The 13683-nt window shown below is 63.5% G+C and carries 14 protein-coding genes; 4 read left to right on the plus strand and 10 right to left on the minus strand.

The window, feature by feature from the left end; translation table 11 throughout:
- Positions 1–49 precede the first annotated feature (49 nt).
- The 4 genes from AC2T4A_RS22950 to sdhC are packed head-to-tail and all read right to left on the minus strand — an operon-like array spanning position 50 to position 3293.
- Positions 50–757, minus strand: coding sequence for a succinate dehydrogenase iron-sulfur subunit (locus AC2T4A_RS22950; protein WP_024765470.1), 708 nt, complete (start codon positions 755–757; stop codon positions 50–52).
- A gap of 11 nt (positions 758–768) precedes the next feature.
- On the minus strand, positions 769–2541 hold the full coding sequence (gene sdhA / locus AC2T4A_RS22955; protein WP_054907941.1) for a succinate dehydrogenase flavoprotein subunit: 1773 nt from the start codon (positions 2539–2541) through the stop codon (positions 769–771).
- A 3-nt stretch (positions 2542–2544) separates the two neighbouring features.
- Positions 2545–2913, minus strand: coding sequence for a succinate dehydrogenase, hydrophobic membrane anchor protein (sdhD, locus tag AC2T4A_RS22960; protein WP_024765472.1), 369 nt, complete (start codon positions 2911–2913; stop codon positions 2545–2547).
- Positions 2907–3293: a succinate dehydrogenase, cytochrome b556 subunit gene (sdhC, locus tag AC2T4A_RS22965; protein ID WP_162483999.1), complete on the minus strand. Its 387-nt coding sequence runs from the start codon at positions 3291–3293 to the stop codon at positions 2907–2909. Before sdhC ends, sdhD begins: the two co-directional genes overlap by 7 nt.
- Before the next feature lie 354 nt (positions 3294–3647).
- On the opposite strand from sdhC, the gene gltA reads away from it, so the two are divergent.
- A complete protein-coding gene (gltA, locus tag AC2T4A_RS22970; protein WP_045208034.1) occupies positions 3648–4931 on the plus strand; it encodes a citrate synthase in 1284 nt (427 codons plus the stop codon).
- 229 nt (positions 4932–5160) lie between these two features.
- On the opposite strand, the gene AC2T4A_RS22975 is transcribed toward gltA, so the two are convergent.
- From AC2T4A_RS22975 to AC2T4A_RS22985, 3 genes are all read right to left on the minus strand, one after another.
- Positions 5161–5766 (minus strand): START domain-containing protein, encoded by a 606-nt coding sequence (locus AC2T4A_RS22975; protein ID WP_045208037.1) that lies wholly within the window; start codon positions 5764–5766, stop codon positions 5161–5163.
- 124 nt (positions 5767–5890) lie between these two features.
- On the minus strand, positions 5891–6145 hold the full coding sequence (locus AC2T4A_RS22980; protein WP_054907940.1) for a YkgJ family cysteine cluster protein: 255 nt from the start codon (positions 6143–6145) through the stop codon (positions 5891–5893).
- Positions 6146–6166: 21 nt separating this feature from the next.
- Positions 6167–8416: an alpha-glucosidase gene (locus AC2T4A_RS22985; RefSeq protein ID WP_486741887.1), complete on the minus strand. Its 2250-nt coding sequence runs from the start codon at positions 8414–8416 to the stop codon at positions 6167–6169.
- Between the two features lie 71 nt (positions 8417–8487).
- On the opposite strand from AC2T4A_RS22985, the gene AC2T4A_RS22990 reads away from it, so the two are divergent.
- On the plus strand, positions 8488–8829 hold the full coding sequence (locus AC2T4A_RS22990) for a DMT family protein (protein ID WP_045208042.1): 342 nt from the start codon (positions 8488–8490) through the stop codon (positions 8827–8829).
- Between the two features lie 66 nt (positions 8830–8895).
- Here the strand turns inward: AC2T4A_RS22990 and AC2T4A_RS22995 are convergent, their stop codons facing one another.
- Complete coding sequence (locus tag AC2T4A_RS22995) at positions 8896–9774, minus strand: NAD(P)-dependent oxidoreductase (protein WP_486741888.1); 879 nt, start codon at positions 9772–9774, stop codon at positions 8896–8898.
- Between the two features lie 116 nt (positions 9775–9890).
- Between AC2T4A_RS22995 and AC2T4A_RS23000 the strand changes: the two genes are divergently transcribed.
- Together AC2T4A_RS23000 and ppnP are read left to right on the plus strand one after the other, a co-directional pair.
- A complete protein-coding gene (locus AC2T4A_RS23000) occupies positions 9891–10442 on the plus strand; it encodes a 3'-5' exonuclease (RefSeq protein WP_478379446.1) in 552 nt (183 codons plus the stop codon).
- Between the two features lie 111 nt (positions 10443–10553).
- Complete coding sequence (ppnP, locus tag AC2T4A_RS23005) at positions 10554–10835, plus strand: pyrimidine/purine nucleoside phosphorylase (protein WP_088417293.1); 282 nt, start codon at positions 10554–10556, stop codon at positions 10833–10835.
- Positions 10836–10981: 146 nt separating this feature from the next.
- Here ppnP and AC2T4A_RS23010 read toward each other — a convergent pair whose 3' ends face one another.
- Entirely contained in the window at positions 10982–11899 is a 918-nt protein-coding gene (locus AC2T4A_RS23010; RefSeq protein ID WP_478379445.1) for a CobW family GTP-binding protein, read from the minus strand.
- Complete coding sequence (locus tag AC2T4A_RS23015) at positions 11896–13644, minus strand: amidohydrolase (RefSeq protein ID WP_486741889.1); 1749 nt, start codon at positions 13642–13644, stop codon at positions 11896–11898. The genes AC2T4A_RS23010 and AC2T4A_RS23015 overlap by 4 nt, the downstream gene beginning before the upstream one ends.
- Positions 13645–13683: the final 39 nt, after the last annotated feature.

Genomic DNA, 13683 nt, shown 5'->3' on the forward strand with positions numbered 1-13683 from the left:
GCGGCACAGGTGTCGCTCTTTCATGATCTTTGGGCACAAGGCCCGCAGATCAAGTACCGCTCTGCAGCAGCATGTTACGGATGTGACCGATTGCCTTGGTGGGGTTCAGACCCTTCGGGCAGACGTTCACGCAGTTCATGATCCCGCGGCAGCGGAAGACGCTGAACGGGTCATCCAGGCTCGCCAGGCGCGCCTGAGTTTCGGTGTCACGGCTGTCGGCCAGGAAGCGATAGGCCTGCAGCAGCGCGGCGGGACCCAGGAACTTGTCGGGGTTCCACCAGAACGACGGGCAGGAGGTCGAGCAGCAGGCGCACAGGATGCACTCGTACAGACCGTCCAGCTTCTCGCGCTCTTCCGGGCTTTGCAGACGTTCGATGGCCGGAGCTGCATATTTGTTCTGCAGGAACGGCTTCACGCTCTCATACTGCTTGTAGAAGATGCGCATATCGACGACCAGGTCACGGATGACCGGCAGGCCCGGCAGCGGACGCAGAACCAGCTTGCCGCCCTTCAGGCCAGCGGCCGACAGGGGGGTGATGCAGGCCAGGCCGTTCTTGCCGTTGATGTTCATACCGTCGGAACCGCACACGCCTTCACGGCAGGAACGACGATAGGAGAAGCCCTCGTCCTGTTCCTTGATCAGCGCCAGCACGTCCAGGACCATGATGTCCTTGCCGTCGGTATCGACCTGGAAGTCCTGCATGTAGGGTGCAGCGTCCTTCTCAGGGTTGTAGCGGTAAACACTCACTTGCAACATGGCGGGCACCCTTAGTAAGTACGAACCTTGGGTTCGAATGCCGGAACAGTTTTCGGCGCGAAGTTGACGGCACGCTTGGCTACACGCTTCTCACCCGGGAAGTACAGGGTGTGGCACAGCCAGTTCTCGTCATCGCGCTCCTCGAAGTCTTCACGGGCATGCGCGCCGCGGGACTCTTTGCGGGCTTCTGCCGCAATCGCAGTGGCTTCGGCCACTTCGAGGAGGTTCTGCAGTTCCAGCGCTTCGATACGCGCCGTGTTGAATGCCTGGCTCTTGTCGTTGATCTTGACGGTAGCGATACGCTCACGCAGATCAGCCAGCTGAGCGATACCTTTCTGCATGTACTCGCCGGTACGGAACACACCGAAGTAGTTCTGCATGCAGGATTGCAGCTCGCGCTTGAGCGGAGCGACTTCTTCGCCGCTGGTGCGCTCGTTCACGCCGTTCAGGCGCTTGAAAGCGGATTCCAGGTCGGACTCGGAAGCCTGGCGGTGCTCGATACCGTCCTTGAGCGCCTTCTCCAGGTGCAGACCGGTGGCACGACCGAACACAACCAGGTCGAGCAGCGAGTTGCCGCCCAGGCGGTTGGCGCCGTGTACCGATACGCAGGCCACTTCGCCTACGGCGAACAGGCCTTCGATGATCTGCTCGTTGCCGTTGGCATCGGTGGTCAACGCCTGGCCATGAATGTTGGTGGCAACGCCGCCCATCATGTAGTGGCAGGTCGGGATAACCGGGATCGGAGCGACAACCGGGTCGACGTGAGCGAAGGTCTTGGACAGTTCGCAGATGCCAGGCAGGCGGCTGTGCAGAACTTCTTCGCCGAGGTGGTCGAGCTTCAGCAGTACGTGGTCCTTGTTCGGGCCCACGCCGTTGCCGGCGATCACTTCTTTAACCATGGAGCGGGCGACTACGTCGCGGCCGGCCAGGTCCTTCGCGTTCGGAGCGTAACGCTCCATGAAACGCTCGCCATGGGCGTTGATCAGGTAGCCACCCTCACCGCGGCAACCTTCGGTGACCAGTACACCAGCGCCGGCGATGCCGGTCGGGTGGAACTGCCACATCTCGATGTCCTGCACCGGAACGCCAGCGCGCAGGGCCATGCCGATGCCGTCACCGGTGTTGATCAGGGCGTTGGTGGTGGAGGCGTAGATACGGCCGGCACCGCCAGTGGCCAGGACCACGGCTTTGGAGCGGATATAAACGGTGTCGCCGGTTTCAATGTCGATGGCGATGACGCCAACCACATGACCGTCCTGGTTCTTCACCAGATCGACCGCGTACCACTCATTAAGGAAGGAAGTACCGTTCTTCAGGTTGGCCTGATAGAGGGTGTGCAGCAGGGCGTGACCGGTCCGGTCGGCAGCGGCGCAAGTACGCGCAGCCTGGCCGCCCTTGCCGAAGTCCTTGGACTGGCCACCGAACGGACGCTGGTAGATGCGGCCCTGCTCGGTACGGGAGAACGGCAGGCCCATGTGTTCCAGTTCGAACACGGCTTCCGGGCCGACGGAGCACATGTATTCGATAGCGTCCTGGTCACCGATGTAGTCGGAGCCCTTGACGGTGTCGTACATGTGCCAGCGCCAATCGTCGTTCGGGTCGGCCGAAGCGATGGCGCAGGTGATGCCGCCCTGGGCGGATACGGTGTGCGAACGGGTCGGGAAGACCTTGGTCACCACGGCAGTCTTGTGACCACCCTGGGCCAGTTGCAGTGCGGCACGCATGCCGGCGCCGCCGCCACCAACGATGATGGCGTCGAAGGAAAGAGTACGAATGCTAGCCATGGATCAGTTACCCCAGAGAATCTGCACACCCCAGACGAAGAATGCGAACATGGCCATGCCGCATACTGCCTGGACGAGGAAACGCACGACAGTCGCGGACTTGCCCAGCGCCATCGGAGTCAGGTAGTCGGTGGTGATGGTCCACATACCGACCCATGCGTGCACGCTCAGGGAAACCAGCGTCAACAGGCTGAAGATCTTCATCAGGCTGTGGGAGAACAGACCATGCCACTCGGCGTAGGTGATGCCCGGGTGAGCGATCAGGAAGCCCAGCAGGAAGAGAACATAAGCCGCGAGAACGACCGCGGAGACGCGCTGGACCATCCAGTCATAGAGACCCGAACGCGACAAGTTAGTGACGTTAGTTACCATACCCATACCCCCGCCAGAACGATCAGCACCACTGCGACAGCGATGACGATTTTCGAACCACGCTTACCGCCTTCCAGTGTTTCGCCAATACCTGCGTCCATGACGAGGTGACGAATACCGGCTACCAGGTGGTACAGCAGCGCAGACAGCAGGCCCCAAATCACAAGCTTGACCAACGGATGGGTCAGACACGCCTTCACCTGCTCGAAGCTGTCTTCCGATGCGAGGGAACGATCCAGTGCGAACAGCAGCACTGCGATGCCCACGAACAGAATGACGCCAGAGATACGGTGGAGAATCGACGTGTAAGCAGTGATAGGGAGTTGGATGGTCCTTAGGTCTAGGTTTACGGGTCGTTTGCTATTCACGGCTTTTTTCACACTGAGAGCCCTTCTATGGATCAGGGCTAGTTGTCGGGAGGTGCACTTGTCAGGTACCCATCACCTTCGGGAGTGACAACCACCAATCAAGCGAGGCCGGACGGCCCTTGGCGGCTGGTCGCCGAGTATAGACAGTTAGGCCCCTAATGACAACGGAAAGACCTTCACCTAAGGACTAATTGCCGCACCCCCCGAAAAGGCGTAAACAGGCAATTTTTTTCGCCAAAACAGAGGCTTGGAGGAGCCAATCTTCTCCGATTGTGCAAATTGACATTCGGATTTATCTCTCTATAGTGGTGCGGGCCCTGCGTGGGGGGTCGTACAGATGATTTCAAGCATAAATAGGAGGCCATCATGGCTGACAAAAAAGCGCAGTTGATCATCGAGGGCGCTGCCCCCGTCGAACTGCCTGTCCTCTCCGGCACGCTGGGTCCCGATGTTGTCGACGTGCGGGGCCTGACCTCCACGGGTCACTTCACTTTCGACCCCGGCTTCATGTCCACTGCCTCCTGCGAGTCGAAGATCACCTACATCGATGGTGATAAAGGTGTGCTGCTGCATCGCGGCTACCCGATCGAACAGCTCGCCGAGAAGTCCGACTACCTGGAAACCTGCTACCTGCTGCTCAACGGCGAACTGCCCACTGCCGAGCAGAAAGAGAAGTTCGTCGGCACCATCAAGAACCACACCATGGTTCATGAGCAGCTGAAGACCTTCTTCAATGGCTTCCGCCGTGATGCGCACCCGATGGCCGTGATGTGCGGCGTTATCGGTGCCCTCTCCGCCTTCTATCACGACTCCCTGGACATCAATAATCCGAAGCACCGGGAAGTCTCGGCGCATCGTCTGATCGCCAAGATGCCGACCATCGCTGCCATGGTGTACAAGTACTCCAAGGGCGAGCCGATGATGTACCCGCGCAACGACCTGAACTATGCAGAAAACTTCCTGCATATGATGTTCAACACCCCGTGCGAGACCAAGCCCATCAGCCCTGTGCTGGCCAAGGCCATGGACCGCATCTTCATTCTGCACGCCGACCACGAGCAGAACGCCTCTACCTCCACCGTGCGCCTGGCGGGCTCCTCGGGCGCCAACCCGTTCGCCTGTATCGCCTCGGGCATCGCCGCCCTGTGGGGACCGGCTCACGGCGGTGCGAACGAAGCTGTTCTGCGCATGCTGGACGAGATCGGTGACGTATCGAACATCGAGAAGTTCGTGGCCAAGGCCAAGGACAAGAACGATCCGTTCAAGCTGATGGGCTTCGGCCACCGCGTCTACAAGAACTTCGACCCGCGCGCCAAGGTCATGAAACAGACCTGCGACGAGGTTCTCCAGGAGCTGGGCATCAACGACCCGCAACTGGAACTCGCGATGAAGCTGGAAGAAATCGCCCGCCACGATCCGTACTTCGTGGAGCGCAACCTCTACCCGAACGTGGACTTCTATTCCGGCATCATCCTGAAGGCCATCGGCATTCCGACCAGCATGTTCACCGTGATCTTCGCCCTGGCACGTACCGTGGGCTGGATCTCGCACTGGCAGGAAATGCTCTCCGGTCCGTACAAGATTGGCCGTCCGCGTCAGCTGTACACCGGCGCCACCCAGCGCGACTTCGTGGACCTCAAGGCCCGCTAAGCGCTACGGCGTTAGAGAAAGGCCGCCTTCGGGCGGCCTTTTTTATTGTCGCGGGCAATGCTTCGCCTTCCTGTAGGAGCGAGCTTGCTCGCGAACAGCCCCCTGCAACACCTGCGTCAGGCGATTCGCGAGCAAGCTCGCTCCTACGAAGAACCTCACCGACGCGCCACGACAGGAACGAAAAAGCCGCCCGAAGGCGGCTTTTTCATGGAGGGGACGAGTGCGCCGATTACTTCTCGGCAGCGCTGCGCAGGCCCTTCAGGGTATTCATCGGCGCATCGACCACGAAGCTGTTGGCCAGCCACGACGGAATGCTGCCGCCCGGCTCGGTCTGCACCTGGTAGGTCACTTCGGTCACGCCGGCGCCCTTGGGGACCAGCTTCCACTCGCCGATCAGCTTCGGCACGCGGATTTCGCCCTTCTCTTCCGGAATGTAGGTCGGCTCGGCCTTCAGGTGGCGGATCAGGCCGCCGTCAGCGGTCTTTTCGGTGGTCACGTGGATCACCACGTCGCGGCCGGTCACCGGCCAGGGCATGTCGATCTTCGAGTAGGTCCAGGAATTGTCGCCTTCGGTTTTCAGCAGGCGCATTTCGGCACAGGCGTGGATCCACTTGCAGGAACCGGCCACGTCCTCCTGCAGGGCGTTGATCTTGGCCACATCGGCCTTGATGTCGACGACGCCACGGTAGGCCTTGTACTTGGAGCCTGCCACAGGGCTGAGGAAGACCTTCACGCCGTCTTCTTCCTTCTCCAGCTTCCAGTCTTCCGCCAGGGCAGCACCGGCAAAGCCCATCACAGCAGTGGCCAGCAGGGTCATACGCAATACACCACGCATCGTCTTACCTCTCTTTATTCTTGATCTTGTGGGGGCAGCAAATGCCGCCGCCCCGTCGCAATCCGCGGTCTTGAGCGGGTCGGGGCGTCAGTATGGACCGCGAAAACGTGACTTCCAAGTCACATCAGGCGGCGGTGATGCGTTCCCACTCGGTGAGTATCTGCAACGCCTGCTCGTTACTGCTGCCGCAGGCGTCGGCGTCCGCATCGAAGGCCGCACAGACCTTTGGACGTCGCGAGTCGCCGAATAGTTTGCACAGATTGCGTTCATCCAGCTGCACACAGCGCACGCCCGCCGGTTTGCCGTCGGGCATGCCGGGGATGGGCGAGGAAATCGATGGCGCGATGCAACAGGCGCCACAGCCGATACGGCATTGCATGGATGAACTCTCTACTCGACTTCAAGGATTGGAGCGCAGCAGCCCCTGTTCGCGCAGCGCCGCCACCAGGCGTTCGCCGTCGGCAGAACCAGCGCGGTAGAACACTGCTGGCTCACCAATCGGCGTGGGAACTTCGACCGCCTCGCCAGCAGCCACCTCGAAAGTGCTGCCGCTCCACAGGTGAACCCAGCGACCCTCGGGCAACGCCACGTTCAGACGCTGCACGCCAGGCTCCAGCACCGGGGCCACCAGAAATTGGTCGCCGAGCATATAGCTCGTCGGCGTTTCCGCCAAGCTGGCCGGATCAGTGGGGAATTCCAGCCACAGCGGACGCACCAGCGGCCAGCCATGCTGCGCCGCCTCGTCCATCAGGCGCTGACGGTATGGAGCCAGCTCACGGAACACCGTGGCGAAGCGCTGCAACTGCGCGACCGTGGCGGGCGTACTGTAGGCTTGCACGTTGTCGTCCGGACGATTGCCCTCGTGGGTCCGCAGCAGACTGGTGAACGCGGAGAACTCCATCCAGCGCAACAGCAGTTCCTCGCTTCGATGGTAGTTCCTGATCGGGCTACTGATAGTGGTGTAACCGCCGGTGTCGCTGTGATTCAGGCTGAAACCGGATACGCCGCCGGACAGCAACCCCAGCAGCGCGCTGTGCAGGCCATCGTCGGCATCCCAGGTCACCAGTTGATCGCCCAGCCATAGGCTGGTGGTCAGGCCGGGGCTTCGGCTGTATGCCGAACGCATGAAGAACAACAGGTCGCCGGCGCCCTCCTCGTCCACCAGTTGCCGATTGAGCTTCGCCCACAGCTCCGGATAGCGATTGTGCAGCGCCGCAGCTGATTCGCCGGACGCCAGCTTCGCGTCGTAAGGCAGCGCCTCGCCGAAGTCAGCCATCCAGCCGGAGAAGAAGGCGCCGAGCATTTCCTCGCGCATCACCCCACGCAGCCAGTCAGCCGCCTGTGGATTGCTCAGGTCGACCAGCCCTGCGCTGAAGCTGGTGTTCTGCAACAGCAACGGCTGTCCCTGTTGATCCAGGGTCAGATAGCCGTGTTCCACTGCCTCGCGGTAGAGATTGCGGGTCGTCCCGCCTTTCTCCGTCGTGTCCACCAGGAAGGGATTCACATAGGCCAGGCTGCGAATGCCCTTGGCCCGCAGTTCAGTATTGAACGCCGACCAGCCCGGATAGCGCGCGCCGTCCAGCACCCAGTTCCACCACAGCTGCTTGCCGAAGCTGGTGGTGCGCTGGCCGACCCAATCCTGCACCCAGACACCGGCCAACGGCACCCTCGCCTGCTCCAGTTGCTGGACGATGGCACGCACACGCTCAGTACCGCCTTGCAGCCCGAGGATCGCGCCCTGCTGGGTCCAGGCCGGCAACGGCGGCATACGTCCGACCACCGAGGTGTGCGCCTCGATCAGGGCTTTGGGGCTGCTGCCTTTATAGAAGTGGGCCTGGAGCTTGCCGGCATGTACCTCCAGCGCCACCCGCTGGTCGTCGCGAAGGTCGAAGACCTGGTATTCCGCTGCCTCGCTGAAGAAGCCGTGCAAGCGCGAAGTGAGATAGAAAGGCACTGGCGCGTAGGTGGTCCACCAGTCGCCACCGGCGCGGTTGGTCAGGTCGGCGGCCAGCGTGATCGGCTGCAGCCCCCGCCCCACACCCTGTTCCTGCACCAGGATCGGCAGACGGCGCCCGCTCAGATCGAAACGGGTGAACTGCTCACCGAACCCATGAAATTGCTCGTCTGCTTCCCGCGCCCACGCCAGATAGAGACGGTTCAGCGCCGGGTCACCCAGGCTCACGTCCATCACTACGCCACGTTCGCCATCAGCGCGCAGCGCAACGGTATAAGGCGCCTGCCGGCCATCGGCACAGCTGAGCGTACCGGAGATCAACAACCTGTCCGCTTCAGCGCGCACGGCGGCCAACTGTTGCTGGCGGCACAGCAACTCGCGCTGTTCGTGGACGAACAGCGCGCCGCGATGCTCTTCAGCCGCGACGCGACCCATGCCGGCGGCCAGAAATCCACCATGGGTCTGCCACAGCGTCTGCGCAGGATGCTCGCCCGCGCGCAGGGCGAAGGAGGCGCCGTCCCACTCCAGGCGATAGTCACCCAGACGCCAACTCTGCCCAGGCGCCATCGCCGGCGCCACCGTCAGCTGTGCCCATACCGGCCGCTGCAGCCACCACTGCCAACCTTTCCAGCCGCCCAATACCAGCAACCCCAGCAGCAGCACCGCTGCCGTTCCCCGCAATACCAACCTGATCAAATCCCCGCCCCTTGGCTGTCGCGTCGCGCATCCAGTAGGCTCAGGCGCAGTCCCCCACTGGAGCCGCTGCCATGCCGGTCTGGCTGCAAACCGCGTTTCTTCTGTCGCTCTCCAACCTGTTCATGACCTTCGCCTGGTACGGCCACCTGAAAACCCTGAGCAGCAAGCCGTGGATCATCGCGGCGCTGGTCAGCTGGGGCATCGCACTGTTTGAGTATTTGCTGCAGGTGCCGGCCAACCGCATCGGCTACACGGTGATGTCGGTGGGGCAACTGAAGATCATGCAGGAGGTCATCACGCTGGCGGTCTTCGTGCCGTTCAGCGTGTACTTCATGCAGCAGCCACTGAAGCTCGACTATCTGTGGGCCGGCTTGTGCCTGCTGGGCGCGGTGTACTTTATCTTCCGCGCCTGAGGCGAACAGGAGCGGCGCACGACGATCTCTGCGACCGATGGCGCCACCTGCGGGAGTGAATGGGGATCAGGACTCGGACGCGCCCTGAAGACGGGTGATCAGACTGGAAGTGTCCCAGCGCCCGCCGCCAGCGGCCTGCACCTCGGCGTAGAACTGGTCCACCAGCGCCGTGACCGGCAGCTGCGCGCCATTGCGGCGTGCTTCGTCGAGGACGATCCCCAGGTCCTTGCGCATCCAGTCCACGGCAAAGCCGAAGTCGAAACGGCCTTCCAGCATGCTCTGGTGGCGATTTTCCAACTGCCAGGATTGCGCGGCGCCCTTGCTGATCACTTCCATCGCGGCCATGCCGTCGAGGCCGGCGCTCTGGGCGAAGTGCAGCGCCTCGGAAAGCCCCTGCAGCAAGCCACCAACACAGATCTGGTTGACCATCTTGGTCAGTTGGCCGCTGCCCACCGGCCCCATGCGTCGCACCATGCGCGAATAAGTGGCGATCACCGGTTCGGCGCGGGCGTAGAGGTCCGCATCACCGCCGACCATCACCGTCAGCGCGCCATTCTCGGCGCCCGCCTGGCCGCCGGAGACCGGCGCATCGAGGAAGCCCAGCTCGCGCTCGGCGGCTGCCACCGCCAGCTCTCGCGCCACTTCGGCCGAAGCGGTGGTGTGGTCCACCAGCACGGCGCCGGGCTGCATGCCGGCCAACGCGCCGTCTTCGCCCAGCACCACGCTGCGCAGGTCGTCGTCATTGCCGACGCAGCACATCACGAAGTCCGCCCATTGTGCGGCCTCCCGCGGGGTATCGGCCGAGCGGCCGCCAAACTGCTTGACCCACTGAACGGCGCGGCTCGCAGTGCGGTTGTAGACACACACCTCATGCCCTTCGCGCGCCAGATGTCCGGCCATGGGGTATCCCATTACGCCCAGGCCGATGAATGCCACTTTCGCCATCGCAGTCCCCTTGTCCGAAGAAGGCGCTCAGCCTAGCACAGCGGTTTGCCGGTCCCGCAAACGCCTTCCATACTCGATTCGAACCCAACTTTCGAACCCAACCACGAGCACCGACTATGCCCCACTGGCTGGTGATCGACCTGGAAGCCACCACCGAGGAAGGTGGCTGGCCGGTCGAAGAAATGGAGATCATCGAGATCGGCGCGAGCCTGGTGGCCGAGGCCGACGGCCGCGAGCTGGACCATTTCCAGCGTTTCGTCCGCCCGCAGCGACGCCCGCTGCTGACCAGCTTCTGCCGCGAACTCACCCACATTACCCAGGCCAATGTCGATGCAGCCGCACCCCTGCACGAGGTCTGGCCACAATTCGAGCGCTGGCTCGCCCAGCACAGCCCGCGCCTGGCCGGCTGGACCAGCTGGGGCGACTATGACCGCCATCAACTGGAACTGGAGTGGCGCCGCCAGCACCTGGACAGCCACCTTTCCCGCGTTCCCCACGTCAACCTCAAGCAGCGCTTCGCCCAGGCCCGCCAGCTCAAGCGCCCGGTGGGCTTGAACGCCGCGCTGCACCTGGCTGGCCTGCACTTCCAGGGGCAGCCGCACCGCGCCCTGGAAGACGCTCGCAACACCGCCCGACTGCTGCCACTGACCCTGCCCGTCGCCGGCTGAAACCGTCCATCATTCGCTGACCGTACGGTCGTCTGCGCCGCTCTAGTGACGGGGCCTGCGGCCTTGGGCATACTGGCGGGCCCTTTTTCACCCCTCTAGCAGGAGAAGCCCATGTTCAAGGTCAACGAGTACTTCGACGGCACCGTCAAATCCATCGCCTTCGACATGACCGCAGGCCCGGCCACCATCGGCGTGATGGCTCCCGGCGAATACGAATTCGGCACCAGCCAGCTGGAGGTGATGCACGTCGTCGCCGGCGCGCTGACCGTCAAGCTGCCCGGCAGCGACAACTGGGAAACCTTCGAAGGCGGCAGCAACTTCACCGTGCCGGCCAACAGCAAGTTCCAGCTGAAAGTCGCCCAGGACACCGCCTACCTCTGCGAATACCGCTGAGTTCGGCTGCTGCGTGAAAAACCGGCCCTGGTGGCCGGTTTTTTATTGCCCGCGCTCCGGAGCGGATCAGACCTGTAGGAGCGAGCTTGCTCGCGAACCGCCCAACGGCGCGGCAGCCGGGGAAATGTTCGCGAGCAAGCTCGCTCCTACATAAAGCAGTTTCGGAGTCCGGACTCCAGTTCCACTCGCAACCCCGCATCCTTCTCGGCGATGAACACCAGCCGCGAGCCCTGCGCCGCCTCGGTCGCCGTCGCCGGGCGCAATTGGTAGCGCCCGCCCACGTACTGCAGCCAGGCCGTCTCGTCCTGCCCGGCCAGTCGAATCAGCCCCTTGAGGCGCAGCAGGCCGCGCGGCAAAGTCTCCAGCCAGTGCTTCAGCCGCGCGCCATCGAAGCTCGACTCGCCCTGCCAGCTCCAACTGTCGAACAGCTCGCCATGGTCGACGCCTTCCTGCCCATGGGGCCGCAACTTGCGCGACGGTTCACCCAGCAACAGTTCATCGGGAATCTGCGCCTGGATGGTTTCCAGCACCCGCGCGCCGCGACCGAAGCGTTCGCGCTGGCCGGCAAGCTCGTTGGCATCCAGCAGGTCGCACTTGTTCAACAGCAGCAGGTCGGCCGCTGCAGCCTGCATGCGCTCCAACCGGGCGTACTCGCCTTCGAGCGGTTCACGGCGGGCAGCGTCGACGACGGTCAGAACAGCGTCCAGATGCAGACGCCGGCGCAGTTTCGGGTAACCCAGCGTCTGCACAATGCGCTGCGGGTCGGACACCCCGCTGCACTCGATCACCACCTGTTCCAGCGGCGGGTGCAGGTTCGCCAACCGCTCCAGTTGCGCCAGCAGATCGTCCTGCACGCTGCAGCAGATGCAGCCATTCTCCAGGCTGTACACCGCTTCGGTCTGCTCGGCGATCATGCCGGCGTCGATGTTCAGTTCGCCGAAGTCGTTGACGATCACCGCCAGGCGCCGCCCCTCGCAGCGCTCCAGCAGGTTGCGCAGCAGGGTGGTCTTGCCGGCGCCGAGGAAGCCGGCAACCACCGTCACCGGGATGCTCGCGGCGCTCATGCGTTGACACCTTCGATGCGCGGCGGCTCACCCTGCCATACCGCCGCCAGGGCGGTATCGCTGAACTGGCCGAGGCGGTCGTAGACCGGGCGGCCTTCGACGAAGGTCAGCTGCACTTCGGTGCGGTGGATGAAGTTGCGCGCCGGCTGCTCGAAGAGGTTGCGATCGAGCACGATGAAGTCCGCCGACTTGCCCACCTCCAGGCTGCCGGTGAGCTGCTCCAGGCCCATGGCGTAGGCGCCATTGAGCGTCGCCACGCGGATTGCCTGCTCCAGGCTGATCGGCTCGCCAAAGCAGGCCGGATCGTCGTTCCAGGGGTTCTGCCGGGTCACCAGGGTTTCCAGCGCCAGCCAGGGGTCGATGGACGCCACCGGCCAGTCGGTGCCGAATACCGCGATGCCGCCGGCAGCCAGCACGCCCTTGAAGTCATAGATACGCTTCAGGCGATCCGTGCCGTAGCCCGAACGCGCGCCGCTGGCGAAAGGTGTCGGGTACCAGGCTGCCGGGGAGAACTCGGCGATCACGTCCAGTTCGCGGAAGCGCTTGAGGTTGCCCGGATGCAGGATGGTGCTGTGCGCACACTGGTGGCGTACGCCGCTGAAGCCATTGCGCCGACGCGCTTCGGCCACTGCGTCGAGGAACACATCGGACGCCGCATCGCCGGTGCAGTGGGCGATGACGCGGATACCGCGGCGGTCCATGTCCACCACCATGTCGGTGATGTGCTCGGGCGTCAGGTTGAGTTTGCCACGCCAGGCGTCCTCGCCCGGCCAGGGCGTAATAAGGAAGGAGGAACGCGGCTCGACGGTACCGTCGAAGTGGAATTTCACCGCATTCGCCGACAGCCGCGCACTACGGTAATAGTGGCGCTCGCCAGCCAGCAGCTCCCAGCGGCGACGCACCGGGAAGATGTCGTCCTGCCAACTGATCGCCGCTTCCACGCGCAGGGTCAGTTGCCCGGCGTCGTCGAGGTACTTGAGGGCGTCCAGGCGGTTCTCGCAGACGTGCAGGTACTTGGCCGCAGTGACGCCGCGCGAGCTCTGGAAGTGCACCCCTTCGCGGTAGGACTGGCGCAGCACCTTGGCCGGGGTCGGCGGCATGGCGGCGTGGATCAGCGCGTAGGCACCGTCGATCAGCAGGCCGTTGGGCTCGCCGGTCAGCTCGTCGCGCTCCAGGTAGCCGTTGCGCGGGTCGGCGGTGCTGGCGTCGATACCGGCCAGTTGCAAGGCACGGGAGTTGACCATCATGGTGCCCCACATGCGATCGAGCAGCGCCACGGGCCGGTCTGGCATCACCGAATCGAGCCACTCGCGGCCCGGCTTCAGCCCGGCCTCACGGAAGGTGTAGCGCACCCAGTACTGGCCGTAGACCCAGCCATCACCGGGGTGGGTGTCGGCATAGTCGCGGATCGCCTTGGCCAGTTGCTCCGGGGTCGGGTCCTCGATGCCGACATCGAGGTCGTCGGCATAGCGCGGGTTCAGCGCCAGGTCCGGATGGGTATGCATGTCGTGCAGGCCGGGCATGCAGAACGCGCCTTCGAGGTCGCGTACCAGGGTATCCGGGCCGATCAGGTGCTCCATGTCCTCGCGCCGGCCCACCGCCAGCAGCCGGCCATCGCGGATGGCCACGGCCTCGGCCCAGGGCTGGGCAGGGTCGAGGGTATAGAAATGGCTATTGTGCAGCAGCAGCTCCGCGAAGCGGCCGGTGGGGGAATTGGAGGAGCGGAAGCGATCCGGAGCGGTCATGGGAAGCCCTTGTTGTTCTTGTCCGTGGAGGCAGTATAG

It is taken from the genome of Pseudomonas sp. PVC-3-1, assembly GCF_057444315.1.

Excerpts from the sequence above, each read along its gene's own strand:
- AC2T4A_RS22950 (WP_024765470.1), bottom strand. The coding sequence starts at position 757 with ATGTTGCAAGTGAGTGTTTACCGCTACAACCCTGAGAAGGACGCTGCA.
- sdhA (WP_054907941.1), bottom strand. The coding sequence starts at position 2,541 with ATGGCTAGCATTCGTACTCTTTCCTTCGACGCCATCATCGTTGGTGGC.
- sdhD (WP_024765472.1), bottom strand. The coding sequence starts at position 2,913 with ATGGTAACTAACGTCACTAACTTGTCGCGTTCGGGTCTCTATGACTGG.
- gltA (WP_045208034.1), top strand. The coding sequence starts at position 3,648 with ATGGCTGACAAAAAAGCGCAGTTGATCATCGAGGGCGCTGCCCCCGTC.
- AC2T4A_RS22975 (WP_045208037.1), bottom strand. The coding sequence starts at position 5,766 with ATGCGTGGTGTATTGCGTATGACCCTGCTGGCCACTGCTGTGATGGGC.
- AC2T4A_RS22980 (WP_054907940.1), bottom strand. The coding sequence starts at position 6,145 with ATGCAATGCCGTATCGGCTGTGGCGCCTGTTGCATCGCGCCATCGATT.
- AC2T4A_RS22990 (WP_045208042.1), top strand. The coding sequence starts at position 8,488 with ATGCCGGTCTGGCTGCAAACCGCGTTTCTTCTGTCGCTCTCCAACCTG.
- AC2T4A_RS22995 (WP_486741888.1), bottom strand. The coding sequence starts at position 9,774 with ATGGCGAAAGTGGCATTCATCGGCCTGGGCGTAATGGGATACCCCATG.
- AC2T4A_RS23000 (WP_478379446.1), top strand. The coding sequence starts at position 9,891 with ATGCCCCACTGGCTGGTGATCGACCTGGAAGCCACCACCGAGGAAGGT.
- ppnP (WP_088417293.1), top strand. The coding sequence starts at position 10,554 with ATGTTCAAGGTCAACGAGTACTTCGACGGCACCGTCAAATCCATCGCC.
- AC2T4A_RS23010 (WP_478379445.1), bottom strand. The coding sequence starts at position 11,899 with ATGAGCGCCGCGAGCATCCCGGTGACGGTGGTTGCCGGCTTCCTCGGC.
- AC2T4A_RS23015 (WP_486741889.1), bottom strand. The coding sequence starts at position 13,644 with ATGACCGCTCCGGATCGCTTCCGCTCCTCCAATTCCCCCACCGGCCGC.